The following is a 16749-nucleotide window of genomic DNA, read 5'->3' as shown; positions in this document are numbered from 1 at the left end:
GCCCACCCGCGCCGCCATTCGCGCCGCGCCTGACACCCGTCCACTTCGTCGAAAACCCTTCCTTGAAATTAACTAACCCGTCAATTAGCGTCGACTGCATGAACGCGAAATCCACCGCACCGAAACCGCGCGGGCGCCGCCCGTCGGTGGACGATTTCGACCTGCGCAACCACATGCTCGACGTCGCGACCGCGCTGTTCGCCGAGCGCGGCATCGCGGCCACGACGGTCGCGCAGATCGCGGAAGCCGCCGGCGTCACGTCGGCGATGGTCCACTACTACTTCACGAATCGCGAACAACTCCTCGACGCGATCGTCGAGGAACGTCTCGCGCAGGTGATCGCGTTCGTCTGGCAACCAACCGAGCCACAGGTCGAGAACGACCCGTTCGCGCTCGTCGGCGAACTCGTCGCGCGCTTCTTCGACGTGACCGCCCGGATGCCGTGGCTGCCGTCGCTGTGGCTGCGCGAGATCGTCAACGAAGGCGGGCTGCTGCGCGAACGGATGGTCAAGCGGATTCCGCTCGAGCAAATCGGCCGCTTCGCCGAGCGCATCCGGCGCGCGCAGCAGGCGGGCATCGTGAATCCCGCGCTCGAACCGGCGCTGCTGTTCCAGTCGATCATCGCGCTCGTGATGCTGCCGCTCGCCACCGCGAAGCTGTGGCGCGGCGCGCGCGGGATGCCGCCGATCGATCGCGACGGGCTGCAGCGGCACGTCGGCGCGCTGCTCGGCTTCGGAATGCAGCCCCCGCCGCCCGCCCGTGCAGCCAGGAGGCGATCGTGACGACGAAGCGCGCCGCCGCATCGTTCGCGCTCGCCGCCGCAGTCATCGCGCTCGCCGCCGGCTGCAAGCCACGCGCCGATGAGCGCCCGACCTACCAGGGCTACGTCGAAGGCGAATTCGTCTACCTGTCGTCGTCGCAATCGGGCACGCTGACGCAGCTCGCGGTGCAGCGCGGCCAGACGGTCGCCGCGAACGCGCCCGCGTTCGCGCTCGAAGCCGTCAACGAAACGGCCGCGCTGCAGCAGGCGCAGCACCAGTTCGCCGCCGCGCAGGCGCAGCTCGCGGACCTGCGCACCGGCAAGCGGCCGCCGGAAGTGAACGTCGCGAAGGCGCAGCTCGCGCAGGCCGCCGCGCAGGCCCGCAAGGCCGCCGAGCAACTGGCGCGCGACGAGCGGCAGTACCAGGCCGGCGGCATCGCGAAGCAGCAGCTCGACGATTCGCGCGCGGCCGCGCAGACGAGCGCCGCCCAGGTGCGCGAGCTGCAAAGCCAGGTCGACGTCGCGCGCCTGCCCGGCCGCGCGCAGCAGGTCGCCGCGCAGGCCGCGCAGGTCGATGCCGCGCAGGCGGCGGTTGTCGAGGCGCAATGGAAGCTCGACCAGAAGCGCGTCGCCGCGCCGGCGGCCGGGCGCGTCTACGACACGCTGTACCGGCTCGGCGAATGGGTGCAGGCCGGCAGCCCGGTCGTGCTGATGCTGCCGCCGCAGAACGTGAAGGTGCGCTTCTTCGTGCCCGAGGCCGCCGTCGCGGCGCTCGCGCCCGGCCGCGCGGTCGAGATCCGGTGCGACGGCTGCGCGGCCGGCGTGCCCGCGCGCATCACCTACGTGTCGAGCGAGGCCGAATACACGCCGCCCGTCATCTACAGCAACGAAAGCCGCACGAAGCTCGTGTTCATGGTCGAGGCCCGGCCGGCCGCCGCCGACGCGCCGAAGCTGCATCCGGGCCAGCCGGTCGCCGTGAGGCTGCCATGAACGCCCCGGGCGCCCCGTACGCGATCGACGTCGACAAGCTGAACAAGCGTTTCGGCGACAAGCACGTGGTAAAGGACGTGTCGCTGCGCGTCGCGCGCGGCGAGATCTTCGGCTTCCTCGGGCCGAACGGCAGCGGCAAGACGACGTCGATCCGGATGATGTGCGGGCTGCTCACGCCCGATTCGGGCAGCGGCACCTGCGTCGGCTACGACATCGTGCGCGACAGCGCGCAGATCAAGCGCCGCGTCGGCTACATGACGCAGCGTTTCTCGTACTGGGAAGACCTGTCGATCCGCGAGAATCTCGACTTCGTCGCGCGCGTCTACCAGATGCCCGACCGCAAGGCGGCCGTCGAGCGCGCGCTCGACGGCCTCGGCCTGACGAGCCGCGCGAGCCAGCTCACCGGCGCGCTGTCGGGCGGCTGGAAACAGCGCCTCGCGCTCGCCGCATGCATGCTGCACGGCCCGGAACTGCTGCTGCTCGACGAGCCGACCGCCGGCGTCGATCCGGCCGCGCGCCGCGATTTCTGGGAAGAGCTGCACCGGCTCGCCGCGCAGGGCATCTCGGTGCTCGTCAGCACGCACTACATGGACGAGGCCGAGCGCTGCCACAAGCTCGCGTACATCGCGGACGGCGCGCTGCTCGCGCAGGGCACGTCGGCGGAGATCGTCGCGTCGCAGGGGCTCGCGACCTGGGCGATCACCGGCGAGCATCTCACCGAGCTGTCCGCGCGGCTGCGCACGATGCCGGGCGTCGACCAGACGGTCGTGTTCGGCACCGCGCTGCACGTGAGCGGCCGCGACCGCCGCGCGCTCGACGCGAGCGTCGCGCAGGTCGCCGCCGACGCGGCGCTTGGAGCCGCGCCGATCGACACCGGCCTCGAGGACGTGTTCATCTTCATGATGGGACGCCACGCGGCCGGCCTGTCCGGAGGCGCGCGGTCATGAACACGCCGTCCTGGTGGCATGTGTCGTTCTCGCTCGCGCGCTGGTGGAGCATCGTGCTGAAGGAGTTCCTGCAGCTGCGCCGCGACCGCGTGACGTTCGCGATGATCGTCGGCGTGCCGATCATCCAGCTCACGCTGTTCGGCTTCGCGATCAACACCGACCCGAAGCACCTGCCGACCGCGGTGATCGTCGCGGATTCGAGCCCGTTTGCGCGCAGCTTCGTCGCCGGGATGCGCAACTCCGCCTACTTCGACGTCGTCGCGACGCTGCCCGACGAGGCGACCGGCCGGCATGCGCTCGCGCGTGGCGACGTGTTGTTCGTGCTGAGCATTCCTGCCGATTTCTCGCGCCGGCTGCTGCGCGGGGAACGACCTTCGCTGCTCGTCGAGGCCGATGCGACCGATCCCGTCGCGACTGCGTCGGCCATCGCGGCGCTGTCGGGCCTCGTGCAGCCGGTCGCGGACAAGGACCTGACCGGCCCGCTCGCCCGCCTGAACGGCCGCCCGGCCGCGTTCGACGTGCGGCTGCATCGCCTGTACAACCCCGAGGGCATCACGCAGTACAACGTCGTGCCGGGGTTGATGGGCGTCATCCTGACGATGACGATGGTGATGATGACGGGCCTCGCGATCACGCGCGAACGCGAGCGCGGCACGATGGAGAACCTGCTCGCGACGCCCGTGCTGCCGCTCGAGGTGATGACGGGCAAGATCGTGCCGTACGTGTTCATCGGGCTGATCCAGGTGTCGATCATCCTCGCGGCGGCACGCTTCGTGTTCCAGGTGCCGTTCGTCGGCGGCGTGCTCGCGATCTACCTGTCCGCGCTGCTGTTCATCGCCGCGAACCTGACGGTCGGCATCACGCTGTCGTCGCTCGCGCAGAACCAGTTGCAGGCGATGCAGCTCGCGGTGTTCTACTTCCTGCCGAACATCCTGCTGTCGGGCTTCATGTTCCCGTTCGCGGGCATGCCGAAATGGGCGCAGTTCATCGGCAACCTGCTGCCGCTCACCTACTTCAACCGCCTCGTGCGCGGCATCCTGCTCAAGGGCAACGGCTGGGTCGACCTGTGGCCGTCGGTGTGGCCGGTCGCCGTGTTCACCGTGATCGTGATGGCCGTCGCGCTGCGCTTCTACCGGCGCACGCTGGACTAGGAGCGCCGCGATGTCATTCGTCCGCCGCCGTGTTCGCGTTGCCGCCTGCGTCGCGTCCGTCGCGGCGCTCGTGTCCGGCTGCGCGGTCGGGCCGGACTTCGGCACGCCTGCGGCGCCGCCGACGCAGCGCTACACGCGCGGCGCGCCGCCCGCAACGACGGCGTCGGCCGGCGGCGCGGCCGCGAACCCGCAAACCTTCACCATCGCCGGGCACGCGCTGCCGCGCTGGTGGACGCAGTTCGGCTGCGAGCCGCTGAACCGGCTCGTCGACGACGCGCTGAAGCACAGCCCCACCGTCGACGCGGCGCGCGCGAGGCTCGACGAAGCGCGGCAGAACTATGTCGCGCAGGCCGGCGCGACGCAGTGGCCGAGCGTCGACGCGAAACTGTCCGGCACGCGCGAGAAAGTCGACACCGCCGCGTTCGGGCTGCCGGCCAACGTGCCGAACCCGGGGCCGTTCACGCTGTACAACGCGTCGGTCAGCGTGTCGTACGTGCTCGACGTATTCGGCGGCAACCGGCGCGCGCTCGAAGCGCTGCGCGCGCAGGTCGACTACCAGTCGTACGAACTCGAGGCAGCGCGGCTGACGCTGGCGGGCAACGTCGTCGCGACCGTCGTCCGGCGCGCGTCGCTCGCGCGGCAGCTCGCGCTGACGCAGCAGCTCGCGAATGCGCAGGCGCGCCAGTTGCGCATCGTCGAAGCGCGTCATGCGGCGGGCGGCGTGTCGACGGCGGACGTGCACGCGCAGCGCACGCTGCTCGCGCAGACGCAGGCGTCGCTGCCGCCGCTCGCGGCGCAGCGCGCGCAGGCCGATCACCGGCTCGCGATCCTGATCGGCATGCCGCCCGCGGAAGCGGACCTGCCGGACGTGCCGCTCGATGCGCTCGCGCTGCCCGGTGCGCTGCCGGTCACGTTGCCGTCCACGCTCGCGCGCGAGCGGCCGGACATTCGCGCGGCCGAGGCGGTACTGCATCAGGCGAGCGCGAACGTCGGCGTGGCGACCGCGAACCTGTATCCGCGCTTCGCGATCTCGGCCGGCGCGGGTTCGGAGCGCACGCGCATCGCGGATATCGTGAACGGCCTGAATATCTGGAACATCGGCCTGAACCTGACGCAGCCGCTGTTCCACGGCGGCGAATTGCGCGCGAAAAAACACGCTGCCGAGGCCGCGTACGATGCGGCGCTCGCCGATTACCGGCAGACCGTGCTGCTGGCGCTGCAGCAGGTCGCGGATGCGATGCGCGCGGTCGAACAGGACGCGGAAACGCTGCGGTCGCGCGACGAAGCGGCGCGCGAAGCGGACGCGAGCAACACGATTTCCGCGGCGCGTTACGCGGCCGGCGGGCTTGGCGAATTCGGGCTGCTCGACGCGCAGCGGCAGGCGCTGCAGACGGCGCTCGATCGCACGCGTGCGCAGGCGGATCGGCTCGCCGATACGGCGGCGCTGTTTCAGGCGTTGGGGGGAAGCTGGATGGCGCCGTGACGCGCGTAGTGAACCGGCATGAAAAAGATGGCCCCGCCGGGCCGGGCAGCGGAGCCACGAAAGACATGCCGGCGATACGCGGCTCGGAGATTGCCGCATGGAGAGGGGGAATTGCGCTGGCTTCTCCGTCGGTATCGTCAAGGAGAAGCGTAGCGAGGTCGGACGGTCGCTTGAATGGACCGGACGTCACGCGCTCGGCCCGGGAAAGATGGATCGGGCCACGTCGCGCGGCAAACGCGGACGAAAAAAAACCGGCCCGAAGGCCGGTTTTCATACCGCATGCTGCAAGCGGCGCTCGCGCGCCGCGCGGAATCAGAAGCGGTGGATCAGGCCGACGCCGACGCCGATCTGGTTCTGCTTCGAACCTGCGCCAACGCCGTCACCGATCGACGTCGTTGCTGCGATGATCTTGCCACCGTTCAGCGTGTTGCCGCTTGCGTGCTGATATGCCTCAACCGCGTACAGGCCCGTGCGCTTCGACAGGCTGTAGTACTGCGACAGCGTGACCTGATGGTACTTGGCCGAGCTCGTGATACCGTTCGACTGCGTTGCCGCCGTGTACGAGTAGCCTGCCGCGAAGTCCCACTGCGTCGATGCCTTCCAGTGCAGCACTGCGCCGCCCGTGTTGAAGATCGCGGTGCCCGAGAAGCCCGAGTTCAAGCCCGGAATGTACTGGACGTTCGAGTACGACACCGAGATGTCCCACGCCGGCGTGAACTGGTAGCCGGCCGTGACTGCCACGCGCTGCTGCGATTGAGCCTTCGAGTAGCCGTTGTTGATCGACGAAACGGCCGGCTCGTTGCCGTCGCCAGCTGCCGTCAGACCGTTCTGCGTCGTGGAGTTTGCACCCCACGTGCCGCCGCCCAGCGTCGAGTTGTTGATGCGCTGATAGCCGACTGCGATGCCTGCCGGGCCGTTCAGGTACTGAACCGCCGCGCTCCAGGTCGAGCCGCGGTTGAAGCTGCCCGCCACGCCGCCCAGCGAGTACGAGCCGCCGACCGTGAAGCCGTAGAACTTCGGCGACATGTAGACCAGCGAGTTGTTCGCGCGGTAGCTCGTATCCAGCGAATCGATATCACCCGGGTGCGCGCCGTAATAGCCGGTCAGCCAGGTCGTCGGGCTGTACGGCGACAGCAGCGTGTAGTACGCGGTGTACTGGCGGCCAGCCGTCAGCGTACCGTACGTCGGGTTGGTCAGGCCGACCCATGCCTGGCGGGTGAAGATGCCGTTCGTCCACTGCGACGTGCCGTCGTTGGTCTTCACGCCGGCTTCCAATTGGAAGATCGCCTTCGTGCCACCACCCAGATCTTCAGAACCCTTCAGGCCGAAACGGCTGCCTGCCCACACGCCCGTGGACATCTGCACCTTCGAATGACCGCCGGTGGTCGCGCCGGTGGCCGACGAGTTGTTCTGGTAAGCGATACCGTTATCGACGATACCGTACAGGGTCACGCTGCTCTGAGCGTGGGCGGCGGTGGCGGCTGCAAGGCCAGCTGCCGTCATGGCGAAAGCGACGCGCTTTTTCATTGATTCTCCGTCCTCAAAGAATGAATTCTTATCTGGTGTGGTTCTGACACATGTGCGAGTACATGCGGACGCAATTCTGACGGATTGCCGATTGTTTCCCAACCTGCCGGGTCGGTCATCGTATGATCGACGCAACGCGAAGGTTCACTAAACAGTTACGCGCGGCCCGCAGCGGCATAGCCGGCGCGGGTTTCAGGCATTTCCCAGTGAAAACCCTAGCTTTACATTTTTACGCGTGCAACCGTTTCCATCCGGGGTCGTCATATGCCCGCGCGATGGATTTCATGGATGAATCCGCGCCCGGGCGATGGCTTCCTTACGCCGCGACCGCGGAGGATGCAGGACGGATATGACGGTGGTATTTCGGCAACCGAATCGTTGCACCGGTGTTGCTGCATGCAGCGAAACAATCGCTTGGGATATCGAACGGGCGCCCTCGTCCGGGCCTCAGTGCGCAACCGGCGCATTGACCCGAATCAATGAATCGACGGATTCGATCAGCCGCTCCACCCGCGCCTCGATCGCCGCGTTCGAACCGACGATCGCGAGCGACGACGCCATGATCCGGTAGATGCGCTTGCGCGGCACCTTGGCCGGCCGCGCCGGGTCGAGCCACGCGTCGTGGCCGGCCAGCAGCTCGAACGTCTCGAGGCCGATCAGGATCGGCCACAGGCATGCGAGGCGCAGCCGCACGAAGCGGCGCGGAATCGCGACGGTGTACCGGCACGCGTCGCGATACTGCGCGAGCGCGACGCGCAGCAGGTCGACCAGCACGCCGCGCGCGCGCGGCGACGCGTCCGGCCGCAGCAGGTCGGCCACGCCGAGCCCGTGTGCGTCCAGCACCTCCTGCGGCAGGTAGCAGCGGCCGATCCGCAAGTCCTTCGCGCAGTCGCGCAGGATGTTGGTCATCTGCAGCGCCTTGCCGAAGCGGATGCCCTTCTCGCGCATGTCCGGCAGGTTCCAGCGCCGCGCGGCGCGCGTGTGCATGCCGGTCATGTCGGTCCAGAACTCGCCGACGCAGCCGGCGACGAGGTACGTATAGCGGTCGAGCGCGTCGCGCGACGGCAGCGCGGCCACCTGCCCCGCCTGCTCGTCCGGGAACGTGCGCAGGTCGAACTCCATCCCCGACGTCAGCGTCGCGACGACCTTGCGGATCGCCGCGCTGTCGGCGTCCGTCTGCGCGCGCAGCAGCGCGAGCATCGGCGGCATCGAGCCGAGCAGCACGTGTTCGTGGGAATCCGTCTGCATCCGCGTCACGTCTTCCAGCGCGCGGGACAGCGCGATGCCGTCGTCGAGCTGCTCGACGTTCTCGCGCAATTGCGTCAGCAGCGCCGCGCGGCGGTCCGGCGCGACGAGCGCGGTGTCCGCGATCGTGTCGGCCGCGCGCGCGAGCAGGTACGCGAGGCCGACCGGGTTGCGCATGCCGTCCGGCAGCACGCGCAGCGTCAGGTAGAAGGAGCGGGAAACGTTCTTGAGGAGTTCGCCGAGCAGGTAGGCGGGATCGGTTTGGGTCGTCATGGGTCCGGGAAATTCGGCGGGACCGCGCGCCGGACGCGCACGGCATCCTGCGCCCGCCCCCGCCCGGCGATGCAAAAGTCCCGCAAGTTTAGTGCATCCGGCGCAAGACCCGGCCAAGGACAGCGTCGCGGCAGCGGCCGGAAGCCCCCCGCCCGTCGAATCAACCGGAAAGCATCGAGTAATACATGTGTAATGATCCGATGAGACGATCCCGTCCCATTCGGGATCGTTTACATGCCCGCGCCAAAAAGCGCGCGGGCCGTCCCGATACGCTCCCATTCCACCCCAACCCGTTCCGAAGGTTCATCGACATGTTCTTCAAGCGCCCGTTCGCCCACCGCTGCGTCCCGCTCGCCTGTGCCGCCACGTTCCTGCTCGCCGGCTGCGGCGGCGACGACGTCACGTCGGACCCCACGCAGCCGATTGCCGCCAGGGTGCAGGTGGTCGGCCACCGCGGCGCGAGCGCGCTGCGCCCCGAGCACACGCTGGCGTCGTACCGCAAGGCGATCGAGGACGGCGCGGACGTGATCGAGCCCGACCTCGTGTCCACGCGCGACGGCGTGCTCGTCGCGCGCCACGAGAACGAGATTTCCGGCACGACCAACGTATCGGCGCTGCCGCAGTTCGCGAGCCGCAAGACGACCAAGACGATCGACGGCGTGCAGCTGACCGGCTGGTTCACCGAGGACTTCACGCTCGCCGAGCTGAAGACGCTGCGCGCCCGCGAGCGCATTCCGCAGATCCGTCCGGCGAACACCGCGTACAACGACCAGTTCGAGATCCCGACGTTCGACGAGATCGTCGCGCTCGCGAAGCAGATGTCCGCGCAGGTCGGCCGCACGATCCACCTGTATCCGGAAACCAAGCACCCGACCTACTTCCAGTCGATCGGCCTGCCGCTCGAGGATCGCCTCGTCGACGCGCTGCTCAAGGATGCGTACACGGCGACCACCGCGACCATCTACATCCAGTCGTTCGAGGTCGCGAACCTGAAGACGATCCGCAACCGGATCCGCGCGAGCCAGCCGAACTGGAAGCTCGTGCAGCTGATGGACGACGCCGCGCAGCGCCCGTACGACTTCGTGAAGGCGAACGACAAGCGCACGTACGGCGACCTGTCGACGCGCGACGGCATGCGCGAGGTCGCGACCTACGCGAACGGCGTCGGGCCGTACAAGACGTCGATCATCGCGGTGAACGCCGACGGCACGCTGCAGCAGCCGACGCAGTACGTGCGCTACGCGCACGAGGCCGGCCTCGTCGTGCATCCGTACACGTTCCGGCCGGAAAACAACTTCCTGCCGGCATCGCTGAAGGACGGCGGCGCGGCGAGCGCGCGCAATACCGCCGGCTCGGTGCGCGAGATTCAGGCGTACCTGCGCGCGGGGATCGACGGCTTCTTCACCGACGATCCCGCGGTCGGCCGCACCGCGGTCGATACCTTCAAGCGCTGATCTTCACGCGTCGACGCGCGGCGCGCGCCGCCGCGCGTCAGATCACGCGGAAGTGGTGCGTGCCGTCCCGCTTCAGCTGATCGACGGCCCGAACTCCCAATCGAGGTACGCCTGCATCGCGGCCGCCGCGTTGTCGGTGCCTTCGTACGGCCGCCGGTAGCGGTCGACGCGCGGCGACGCGAGCCGCGTCTCGCCCGTTTCGAGCGGCAGGCCCGCGGCGATCCACGCGGCGGTGCCGCCGGCCAGCACCGCGATCTGCGCCGACGCCGGCAGCAGGCTGCGCGCATCCGCCGCCGCGAACCGTGCGAGCTGGCTCGAGCCGCAGGTGAACACGTAGCGCTGCGCGGCCGGAATCGTCGCGAGCGCGTCGCGCAGTTGCGCGCGCACCGCAAACCACGCGCCCGGGATGTGGCGCTTCACGTAGTTCGCGCTGGCCGTCACGTCGACGATCGCGAGTGAATCCGGCGCCGCGTCGCGCAGCCAGCCCGCCAGCGTCGCGGGCGACACTTCCGCGACCTCGGGCGCCGCCGGCACGTCGCGCGGCGGCTCGCCGGTCTCGTCGAACGCATGCGCGCCGTCCGGCTCGACCACCCGCACGTCCCAGCCCATCTGCGCGAGCCACGACGCAGTCATGTCGGCGCGCACGCCGTCGTCGTCCGCGAGCACGATCCGCGCGCCGCGCACCGGCGCGTGATGGTCGGTCTCCTGCACGAGCTGGCCGCCCGGCGTGCTCAGGAAGCCCGGCAGATGGCCGTCCGCATATTCGTCGGGGGTGCGCACGTCGAAGCGGTACAGCGTGCGGCCCGGCGCCGCGAGCGCCGCCACGTCGGCGAGCGCGATGCGCGGCACGCCCGCGCGCTCGGCCACGGCCCGCGCCGCGCGGCGCGCGTCGGCGCGCTGCGCCGCGTCGATCTCGCCGGGGAAGCGGCGCGCCGCGCCGTGTTCGAGCGCCTGCCCCGCGAGCGTCCAGCCGATCGTGCCGTTGCGCAGCGCCGCGACCGGGTTCGGCAGGCCCGCGTTGACCAGCGACTGCGTGCCGATGATGCTGCGCGTGCGGCCCGCGCAATTGACGATCACCTGCGTCGCGGGGTCCGGCGCGAGCGCGCGCACGCGCAGCACGAGCTCCGCGCCCGGCACGCTGGTCGAGGTCGGGATGTTCATCGTCTGGTATTCGTCGAAGCGGCGTGCGTCGACGATCACGACGTCCGCGCGCGCATCGATCAGCGCCTTGACTTCCTGCGCCGACAACGAAGGCGTATGCCGTTCGGCCTCGACCCATTCGCCGAACGACTTGCTCGGCACGTTGACGTCGATGAACAGCTCGCCGCCCGCGTCGCGCCAGCCGGCGAGGCCGCCGTCGAGCAGCCGCACGTCCGTGTAGCCGAGCCGCGCGAGCGTCGCGGCCGCGCGCGGCGCGAGATCCTCGCCGCCGGCGTCGCCATACACGACGATCGGCGTGTCGCGGCGCGGAATCCGCGTCCACGCGTCGAGCTCGAGCTTCGACAGCGGAAAGTTGGCGGCCCACAGCGGATGGCCGTGCGCGTATGGGGCTTCCTCGCGCACGTCGAGCAGCGCGATCTCGTCGCCGGCGAGCAGGCGGGCGCGCACGTCGTGATACGACGCGGCGGCGAAGCGTTGGGTGGAATCAGTGGGTTGCGTCACGATGTCCGATGAAGTCGATGGGTGGAAGTGGATGGAATCCGGCGCCGGGCGTCACGCATTCGAATAGCCCGACACGAACGGCTTCACGGTGCCGTCCTCGAGATACACGGCGCGCTCGACCTGGCCGATGTTCGCGCCGTACACGTGGATGCTGATCGACACCTGGTCGGCGAATGCGTTGCTCACGCGATGGATGTCGCCGATGCGCGGCGACACGGCCTCGACCTGCCCCGGCCGCAGCCGCACCGCGTCGCCTGCCGGCACCGGCCGCCCGGCCGCGTCGAGCCGGTACGGCTGCGAGAACTCGCCGCCGCGCAGCATGCCGATCAGCCCCCACACCGTGTGGTCGTGGATCGGCGTGGCCTGCCCGGGCCCCCACACGAAGCTGACGACGGAGAACCGCGCGTCCGGATCGAGATGCAGCAGGTACTGCCGGTAGCGCTCGGGATCGGGCTGCGCGAACGCGTCGGGCAGCCAGTCGTCGTGCGCGACGAGCGCGGCCAGCAACGCGCCGCCCTCGTCCAGGATGCGCGCCTCGTCCGCGCCGGACGCAAGCAGCGCGCCCAGCGCGTCGACGAACGGGTGCAGCGGCGATTGCCGCAAGGTAGCCGTATTCATCGGTCGCCTCTTCGAATATGATTCATCGCGATTATGATGGATCGTCATGATGCAACTGAAAATCCATGCAGAACAAACATGAAAATTAGCGATATCGACGCTTTTGCAGCGGTCGTCCGCTGCCAGACGCTCAGCCAGGCGGCCGCCGAGCTGGGCATGACGCAGCCGGCGATCACGCGACGCGTGCAGAACCTCGAGGAGGCGCTCGGCGTCGTGCTGCTCGACCGCAACACGAAACCGCCGCGCCCGACCGACATCGGCCGCCAGGTGTTCGAGCAATGCCGCACGATCCTGCGCGAAGTCGACGCGCTGCGCGAGCTGACCGCCGGCCAGCTGCCGCCGGCCGGCGAATTCCGCATCGGGCTCACGCAGGGCCTCGGCGAGCTGATGCTGCCGGGCCTGATCGCGCAGCTCGGCGAACACTGGCCCGCGCTCGCGCCGCTGGTCACGACCGCATGGGGCGGCGCGCTCGTCGAGCGGGTCGCGCGGCGCGAGCTCGATGCGGCGCTCGTGTTCCTTGCGCGCGAGATGGGGCTGCCGCCGCAGGTCGAAGGCGAGCGGCTGCTGACCACGCGGCTCGTCGCGGTCGGCCGCCGCGGCGACTGGCCGCGCCGCAGCTACCGGCTCGCCGACTGCCATGCGCGCGGCTGGGTGCTCAACCCGGACGGCTGCGGCTTCCGCGCGGGCCTGCGGCGCGCGCTCGACACGCACGGGCTGCCGCTGCGCGTCACGCTCGACACGTTCGGCCGCGACCTGCAGTTGCAGAGCGTCGCGAACGGCGTCGGGCTCGGGCTCATGCCGCTGCCGCTCGTCGAGCAGAGCCCGCTGCGCGACGCGCTCGACATCGTGCCGCTCGCCGATTTCAAGCCGCAGATCGACCTGTGGCTGCTCAGGCGGCACGACGCGGCACGGTTCGCCGCGCCGCTCGCGGCGATCGCCGAGCACGCGCGCGCGGCGTTCGACCCGCCGGCGCGCGGGAGCGACGCCGCCGCCGCATGACGGCAGCGGCGACGGCGACGATCCGCCGGGCCTGCGCGGCCCGGCCGTGCCGCTGGCCGCGCCGCGCGGTTTACGCGCCATCGCCGCGCGCCGCGTCGAGCGCCGCCCGCCCCGCCGCGACGGCGATCGCATCGTCCTGCGGCGTATGCACGCGGCCGCACAGCACGTCGCGGTAGTAACGTTCCAGCGGATTGCCGCGGCTCAGCCCGTGATTGCCCGACAGCTTCAATGCCTGCTCGACGGTGCGGATCGCGTGGTCGATCACGGTTCGCTTGACGAGCCCGCTCGTCGTCACCGCGGGCGGTGCGCCGGCGTCGGTGCGCGAAATCGCGTCGTCGAGCAGCACGCGGTTCGCGTGCAGCCAGCCTTCGATCCCGCCGACCGCCTCCTGCACGCGCGGCAGCGTCGCCAGCGGCGCGCCGAGCCCGCTCGGCGCACGCGTCGCGACGAACCCGATCAGCCAGTCGCGCGCCGCCCGCGCGATCGCGTCGTACAGGCTGCCGAGCAGCACGACCATCCACGCCTGCTGGTCCGCGTGCGCGTCGAGATCCGCGTGGCTCGCCGCCGACACGGCCCACGCGTCGGGCGCGCGCAGGTCCGCCGCGTGCCCGGCCGGCAGCCGGACGTCGTCGAACACGACTTCATGGCTGCCCGACGCGCGCAGGCCGAGATGGTCCCAGCTTTCGATCACGCGAATGCCCGCGTCGCCGCCGTCCGGATCACGCGGCACGAGAAACACGCCGACGCGCGGCTCGGGCTCGTCGGTGCGCGCCCACACGGCGAGCCAGCGCAGCGCCGGGATGCCGGTGCTGTACAGCTTGTGGCCGGACAGCCGCCAGCCGTCGCCGTCGCGGCGCGCCACCGTGTCCGGCAGCCCGCCGCGCGCGGGCGAGCCGAGCGCCGGCTCGACCCGCAGCGCGTTGATCAGCGCGCCGTCGGCCACCGCGCTGTCGAACACCGCGCGCCGCAGCGGCGCGGGCCAGCGGCTGTCCGCGCGGCCGAGCGCGCGGTGCTGCAGGTACGTCATCGTCAGGACCAGCGCGGTCGCCGGATCGGCCCGCGCGACCGCCGCGACGATCCGGCTCGCCTGCGCGAGCGTCGCGCCCGCGCCGCCATGCTCGCGCGGCACGACCTGCGCGATCAGCCCCGCACGGTGCAACCGCGCGAAGTTCTCGTGCGGGAAACGGCCGTGCAGGTCGTTGCGGGCGGCGTCGGCAGCCAGTTCGGGCGCGATGCGTTCGAGCAGCGCGGCGACGCGTGCGTCGTCGGCCGGCAGGTGACGCAGCGTCTGCGGCTGCGATGGCGGCGGGGAAACGGCAAGGCTGGCAGGCATCGGGACGGATTCCATCGGTCGGGCAAACACGGAGATCGACCGGTACGGCGCTGACGCGGGGCCGACGTGCATGCCCGACGCGGCGCCCTGCCGGAAGCCCCGGCACTCACGCGCGAAACACCCGCAAGACATGCATCCGACAGCGATCCCGATCGATCGCGAGCCCACAGCGTAGGCGCGTGGCCAGGCCGATCAAACCATGCAAATCTGATATTCAATTCCGTATTGATTATTTCCGTTTCGCATGATCTCGGCAGTAATCTGCGCTCCAGTCCCACCCGGCCCGCGTGCCGGGCCGTCCTTGCACCGGAGCCCCAGATGAGCGTCGAATTCATCGGCATGATCCAGAGCCAGAAGCAGTCGGAGATCCACCCGCCGTCCGGCCAGACGGTCGACCCCGATTACGTGCGCGACTTCGCCCGCGCGCACGAGACGGCCGGCTTCGACCGCATCCTCGTGCCGCACCATTCCACCGGGCCGTCGGCGACGCTGACGATCGCCTACGCGGCCGCCGCGACCGAGCGGATCCACTTCATGCTCGCGCATCGCCCCGGCTTCACCGTGCCGACGCTCGCCGCGCGCCAGATCGCGACGCTCGACCAGTTCAGCCGCGGCCGGCTCGCGGTGCACATCATCTCCGGCGGCTCCGATCGCGAGCAGCAGGCCGACGGCGATTTCCTCGACCACGACGCCCGCTACGCGCGCACCGACGAATACGTCGGCATCCTGCGCCGGATCTGGACCGAGGCGCGGCCGTTCGATCATGAAGGCGCGCATTACCGCTTCCGCCAGGGCTTCTCCGACGTGAAGCCGTATCAGCAGCCGCATGTGCCGATCTACTTCGGCGGCGCGTCGGACGCCGCGCTCGCGGTGGCCGGCAAGCATGCGGACGTCTACGCGCTGTGGGGCGAATCGCTCGACCAGGTGCGCGACCTGACCACGCGCGTGCGCGCCGAGGCGGCCAAGCATGGCCGGCAGGTGCGCTTCTCGGTGTCGTTCCGCCCGATCCTCGCGGCGACCGAGGACGACGCATGGGCGCGCGCGCACCGGATCCTCGACGAAACGCGCCGGCTGCGCGACGCCGCCGGCCTCGGCGCGGGCACCCCGCTGCAGAGCGAAGGCGCGCGCCGCCTGCTCGCCGCCGCCGAGCGCGGTTCCCGCGTCGACAAGCGGCTGTGGACCGAGATCGCGAAACTGACCGGCGCGCGCTCGAACTCGACGGCGCTGGTCGGCACGCCCGAGCAGGTCGCCGACGCGCTGCTCGACTACTACGACCTCGGCGTGACGACGTTCCTGATTCGCGGCTTCGATCCGCTCGACGACGCGATCGACTACGGCCGCGAGCTGATTCCGCGCGTGCGCGCCGCCGTCGCCGCACGCGATGCGGCCCGCCGCGCGGCCTGACCCGGAACGGAGACGCACGCATGTCCACCGTCCTGCCTCAGCCCGTGCGCACCGCGTCCGGCCTCGCGCTCGCCGCGTCGCCGCACCAGCACTTCTGGTTCGACCCGCCCGCGCCGCGCGCGGACGCCGCCGCCGAGCGGCGTCATCGCCAGGCGCGCCTCGCGGCCGCGTTCCGCCTGTTCGCGCGCTTCGGCTTCGCGTCCGGCCTCGCCGGCCACATCACCGCGCGCGACCCGGAACTGCCCGATCACTTCTGGGTGAATCCGCTCGGCGTGCATTTCTCGCAGATCAAGGTGTCCGACCTGCTGCTCGTCAACGCGCGCGGCGAAACCGCGATCGGCGAGCGGCCGCTGAACAAGGCTGCGTTCGCGATCCACGCGGCGATCCATGACGCGCATCCGCACGTCGTCGCGGCCGCGCACACGCATTCGACCTACGGCAAGGCGTGGTCGACGCTCGGCCGCCCGCTCGATCCGCTGACGCAGGACGCGTGCGTGTTCTACGAGGATCACGCGCTGTTCGACGACTTCACCGGGATGGTGGTCGACACGAGCGAAGGCGCGCGGATCGCGCAGGCGCTCGCGCGGCCCGGCGGCGGCACGCACAAGGGCGTGATCCTGAAGAACCACGGCATCCTCACGGCCGGCCCGTCCGTCGAGGCGGCCGCGTGGTGGTACATCGCGCTCGACAACGCCGCGCATACGCAGCTGCTCGCCGAAGCGGCCGGCACGCCGCAGCCGATCGATCCGGCCACCGCGCGCCATACGCACGGGCAGATCGGCGGCCCCGAAGGCGCGCTGCACGCATTCGACAGCCTGTACGCGCGCATCGTCGCCGACGAACCCGACCTGCTCGATTGACCACTCGCACGCATTGCCCTGCTTCACGGAAATCTCTCGGAGA

Annotated in this window: 13 protein-coding genes and 1 pseudogene; 9 read left to right on the top strand and 5 right to left on the bottom strand. The window is 70.3% G+C overall.

Features of this window, described 5'->3' with window-relative positions; translation table 11 throughout:
• Positions 1-98 precede the first annotated feature (98 nt).
• Genes HWY45_RS32175 through HWY45_RS32155 form a run of 5 tightly spaced genes read left to right on the top strand, consistent with a single transcriptional unit; the run spans position 99 to position 5331 of the window.
• Complete coding sequence (locus HWY45_RS32175) at positions 99-782, top strand: TetR/AcrR family transcriptional regulator (protein WP_059883669.1); 684 nt, start codon at positions 99-101, stop codon at positions 780-782.
• Positions 779-1750: an HlyD family secretion protein gene (locus HWY45_RS32170; RefSeq protein WP_059883670.1), complete on the top strand. Its 972-nt coding sequence runs from the start codon at positions 779-781 to the stop codon at positions 1748-1750. Before HWY45_RS32175 ends, HWY45_RS32170 begins: the two co-directional genes overlap by 4 nt.
• On the top strand, positions 1747-2697 hold the full coding sequence (locus HWY45_RS32165) for an ABC transporter ATP-binding protein (RefSeq protein WP_059883671.1): 951 nt from the start codon (positions 1747-1749) through the stop codon (positions 2695-2697). Before HWY45_RS32170 ends, HWY45_RS32165 begins: the two co-directional genes overlap by 4 nt.
• Positions 2694-3848, top strand: a complete 1155-nt coding sequence (locus tag HWY45_RS32160) for an ABC transporter permease (protein ID WP_059883672.1) — start codon at positions 2694-2696, stop codon at positions 3846-3848. Before HWY45_RS32165 ends, HWY45_RS32160 begins: the two co-directional genes overlap by 4 nt.
• A 10-nt stretch (positions 3849-3858) precedes the next feature.
• A complete protein-coding gene (locus tag HWY45_RS32155; protein WP_059883673.1) occupies positions 3859-5331 on the top strand; it encodes an efflux transporter outer membrane subunit in 1473 nt (490 codons plus the stop codon).
• Between the two features lie 312 nt (positions 5332-5643).
• Here the strand turns inward: HWY45_RS32155 and HWY45_RS32150 are convergent, their stop codons facing one another.
• Entirely contained in the window at positions 5644-6858 is a 1215-nt protein-coding gene (locus tag HWY45_RS32150; RefSeq protein ID WP_059883674.1) for a porin, read from the bottom strand.
• A 447-nt stretch (positions 6859-7305) separates the two neighbouring features.
• A complete protein-coding gene (locus HWY45_RS32145) occupies positions 7306-8376 on the bottom strand; it encodes a phytoene/squalene synthase family protein (protein ID WP_059883675.1) in 1071 nt (356 codons plus the stop codon).
• 311 nt (positions 8377-8687) lie between these two features.
• Here HWY45_RS32145 and HWY45_RS32140 point away from each other — a divergent pair, with 311 nt between their 5' ends.
• Complete coding sequence (locus tag HWY45_RS32140) at positions 8688-9830, top strand: glycerophosphodiester phosphodiesterase (RefSeq protein ID WP_059561114.1); 1143 nt, start codon at positions 8688-8690, stop codon at positions 9828-9830.
• Between the two features lie 37 nt (positions 9831-9867).
• On the opposite strand, the pseudogene HWY45_RS32135 reads toward HWY45_RS32140, so the two are convergent.
• Both HWY45_RS32135 and HWY45_RS32130 read right to left on the bottom strand, forming a co-directional pair.
• Positions 9868-11492: pseudogene (locus HWY45_RS32135) on the bottom strand (rhodanese-related sulfurtransferase).
• A 51-nt stretch (positions 11493-11543) separates the two neighbouring features.
• Entirely contained in the window at positions 11544-12110 is a 567-nt protein-coding gene (locus tag HWY45_RS32130; RefSeq protein ID WP_059807896.1) for a cysteine dioxygenase family protein, read from the bottom strand.
• A gap of 78 nt (positions 12111-12188) precedes the next feature.
• Between HWY45_RS32130 and HWY45_RS32125 the strand changes: the two genes are divergently transcribed.
• Complete coding sequence (locus HWY45_RS32125) at positions 12189-13109, top strand: LysR family transcriptional regulator (protein ID WP_059883676.1); 921 nt, start codon at positions 12189-12191, stop codon at positions 13107-13109.
• A gap of 70 nt (positions 13110-13179) precedes the next feature.
• Here the strand turns inward: HWY45_RS32125 and HWY45_RS32120 are convergent, their stop codons facing one another.
• Complete coding sequence (locus tag HWY45_RS32120) at positions 13180-14442, bottom strand: acyl-CoA dehydrogenase family protein (RefSeq protein WP_059883704.1); 1263 nt, start codon at positions 14440-14442, stop codon at positions 13180-13182.
• Positions 14443-14760: 318 nt separating this feature from the next.
• Between HWY45_RS32120 and HWY45_RS32115 the strand changes: the two genes are divergently transcribed.
• On the top strand, positions 14761-15846 hold the full coding sequence (locus HWY45_RS32115; protein ID WP_059883677.1) for an LLM class flavin-dependent oxidoreductase: 1086 nt from the start codon (positions 14761-14763) through the stop codon (positions 15844-15846).
• 20 nt (positions 15847-15866) lie between these two features.
• Complete coding sequence (locus HWY45_RS32110) at positions 15867-16706, top strand: class II aldolase/adducin family protein (protein ID WP_059883678.1); 840 nt, start codon at positions 15867-15869, stop codon at positions 16704-16706.
• Positions 16707-16749: the final 43 nt, after the last annotated feature.

The sequence above is a fragment of the Burkholderia stagnalis genome (assembly GCF_902830275.1).
Taxonomy (GTDB): Bacteria; Pseudomonadota; Gammaproteobacteria; order Burkholderiales; family Burkholderiaceae; genus Burkholderia; species Burkholderia stagnalis.
The sequence above is the reverse complement of the archived record's forward strand: the minus strand, read 5'-3'. Positions and strand labels throughout refer to the sequence as shown.

Bases quoted from the DNA above. Each gene is read 5' to 3' on its own strand.
- HWY45_RS32115 (WP_059883677.1), top strand. From the start codon at position 14,761: ATGAGCGTCGAATTCATCGGCATGATCCAGAGCCAGAAGCAGTCGGAG.
- HWY45_RS32120 (WP_059883704.1), bottom strand. From the start codon at position 14,442: ATGCCTGCCAGCCTTGCCGTTTCCCCGCCGCCATCGCAGCCGCAGACG.
- HWY45_RS32150 (WP_059883674.1), bottom strand. From the start codon at position 6,858: ATGAAAAAGCGCGTCGCTTTCGCCATGACGGCAGCTGGCCTTGCAGCC.
- HWY45_RS32140 (WP_059561114.1), top strand. From the start codon at position 8,688: ATGTTCTTCAAGCGCCCGTTCGCCCACCGCTGCGTCCCGCTCGCCTGT.
- HWY45_RS32125 (WP_059883676.1), top strand. From the start codon at position 12,189: ATGAAAATTAGCGATATCGACGCTTTTGCAGCGGTCGTCCGCTGCCAG.
- HWY45_RS32160 (WP_059883672.1), top strand. From the start codon at position 2,694: ATGAACACGCCGTCCTGGTGGCATGTGTCGTTCTCGCTCGCGCGCTGG.
- HWY45_RS32155 (WP_059883673.1), top strand. From the start codon at position 3,859: ATGTCATTCGTCCGCCGCCGTGTTCGCGTTGCCGCCTGCGTCGCGTCC.
- HWY45_RS32165 (WP_059883671.1), top strand. From the start codon at position 1,747: ATGAACGCCCCGGGCGCCCCGTACGCGATCGACGTCGACAAGCTGAAC.
- HWY45_RS32110 (WP_059883678.1), top strand. From the start codon at position 15,867: ATGTCCACCGTCCTGCCTCAGCCCGTGCGCACCGCGTCCGGCCTCGCG.
- HWY45_RS32145 (WP_059883675.1), bottom strand. From the start codon at position 8,376: ATGACGACCCAAACCGATCCCGCCTACCTGCTCGGCGAACTCCTCAAG.
- HWY45_RS32130 (WP_059807896.1), bottom strand. From the start codon at position 12,110: ATGAATACGGCTACCTTGCGGCAATCGCCGCTGCACCCGTTCGTCGAC.
- HWY45_RS32175 (WP_059883669.1), top strand. From the start codon at position 99: ATGAACGCGAAATCCACCGCACCGAAACCGCGCGGGCGCCGCCCGTCG.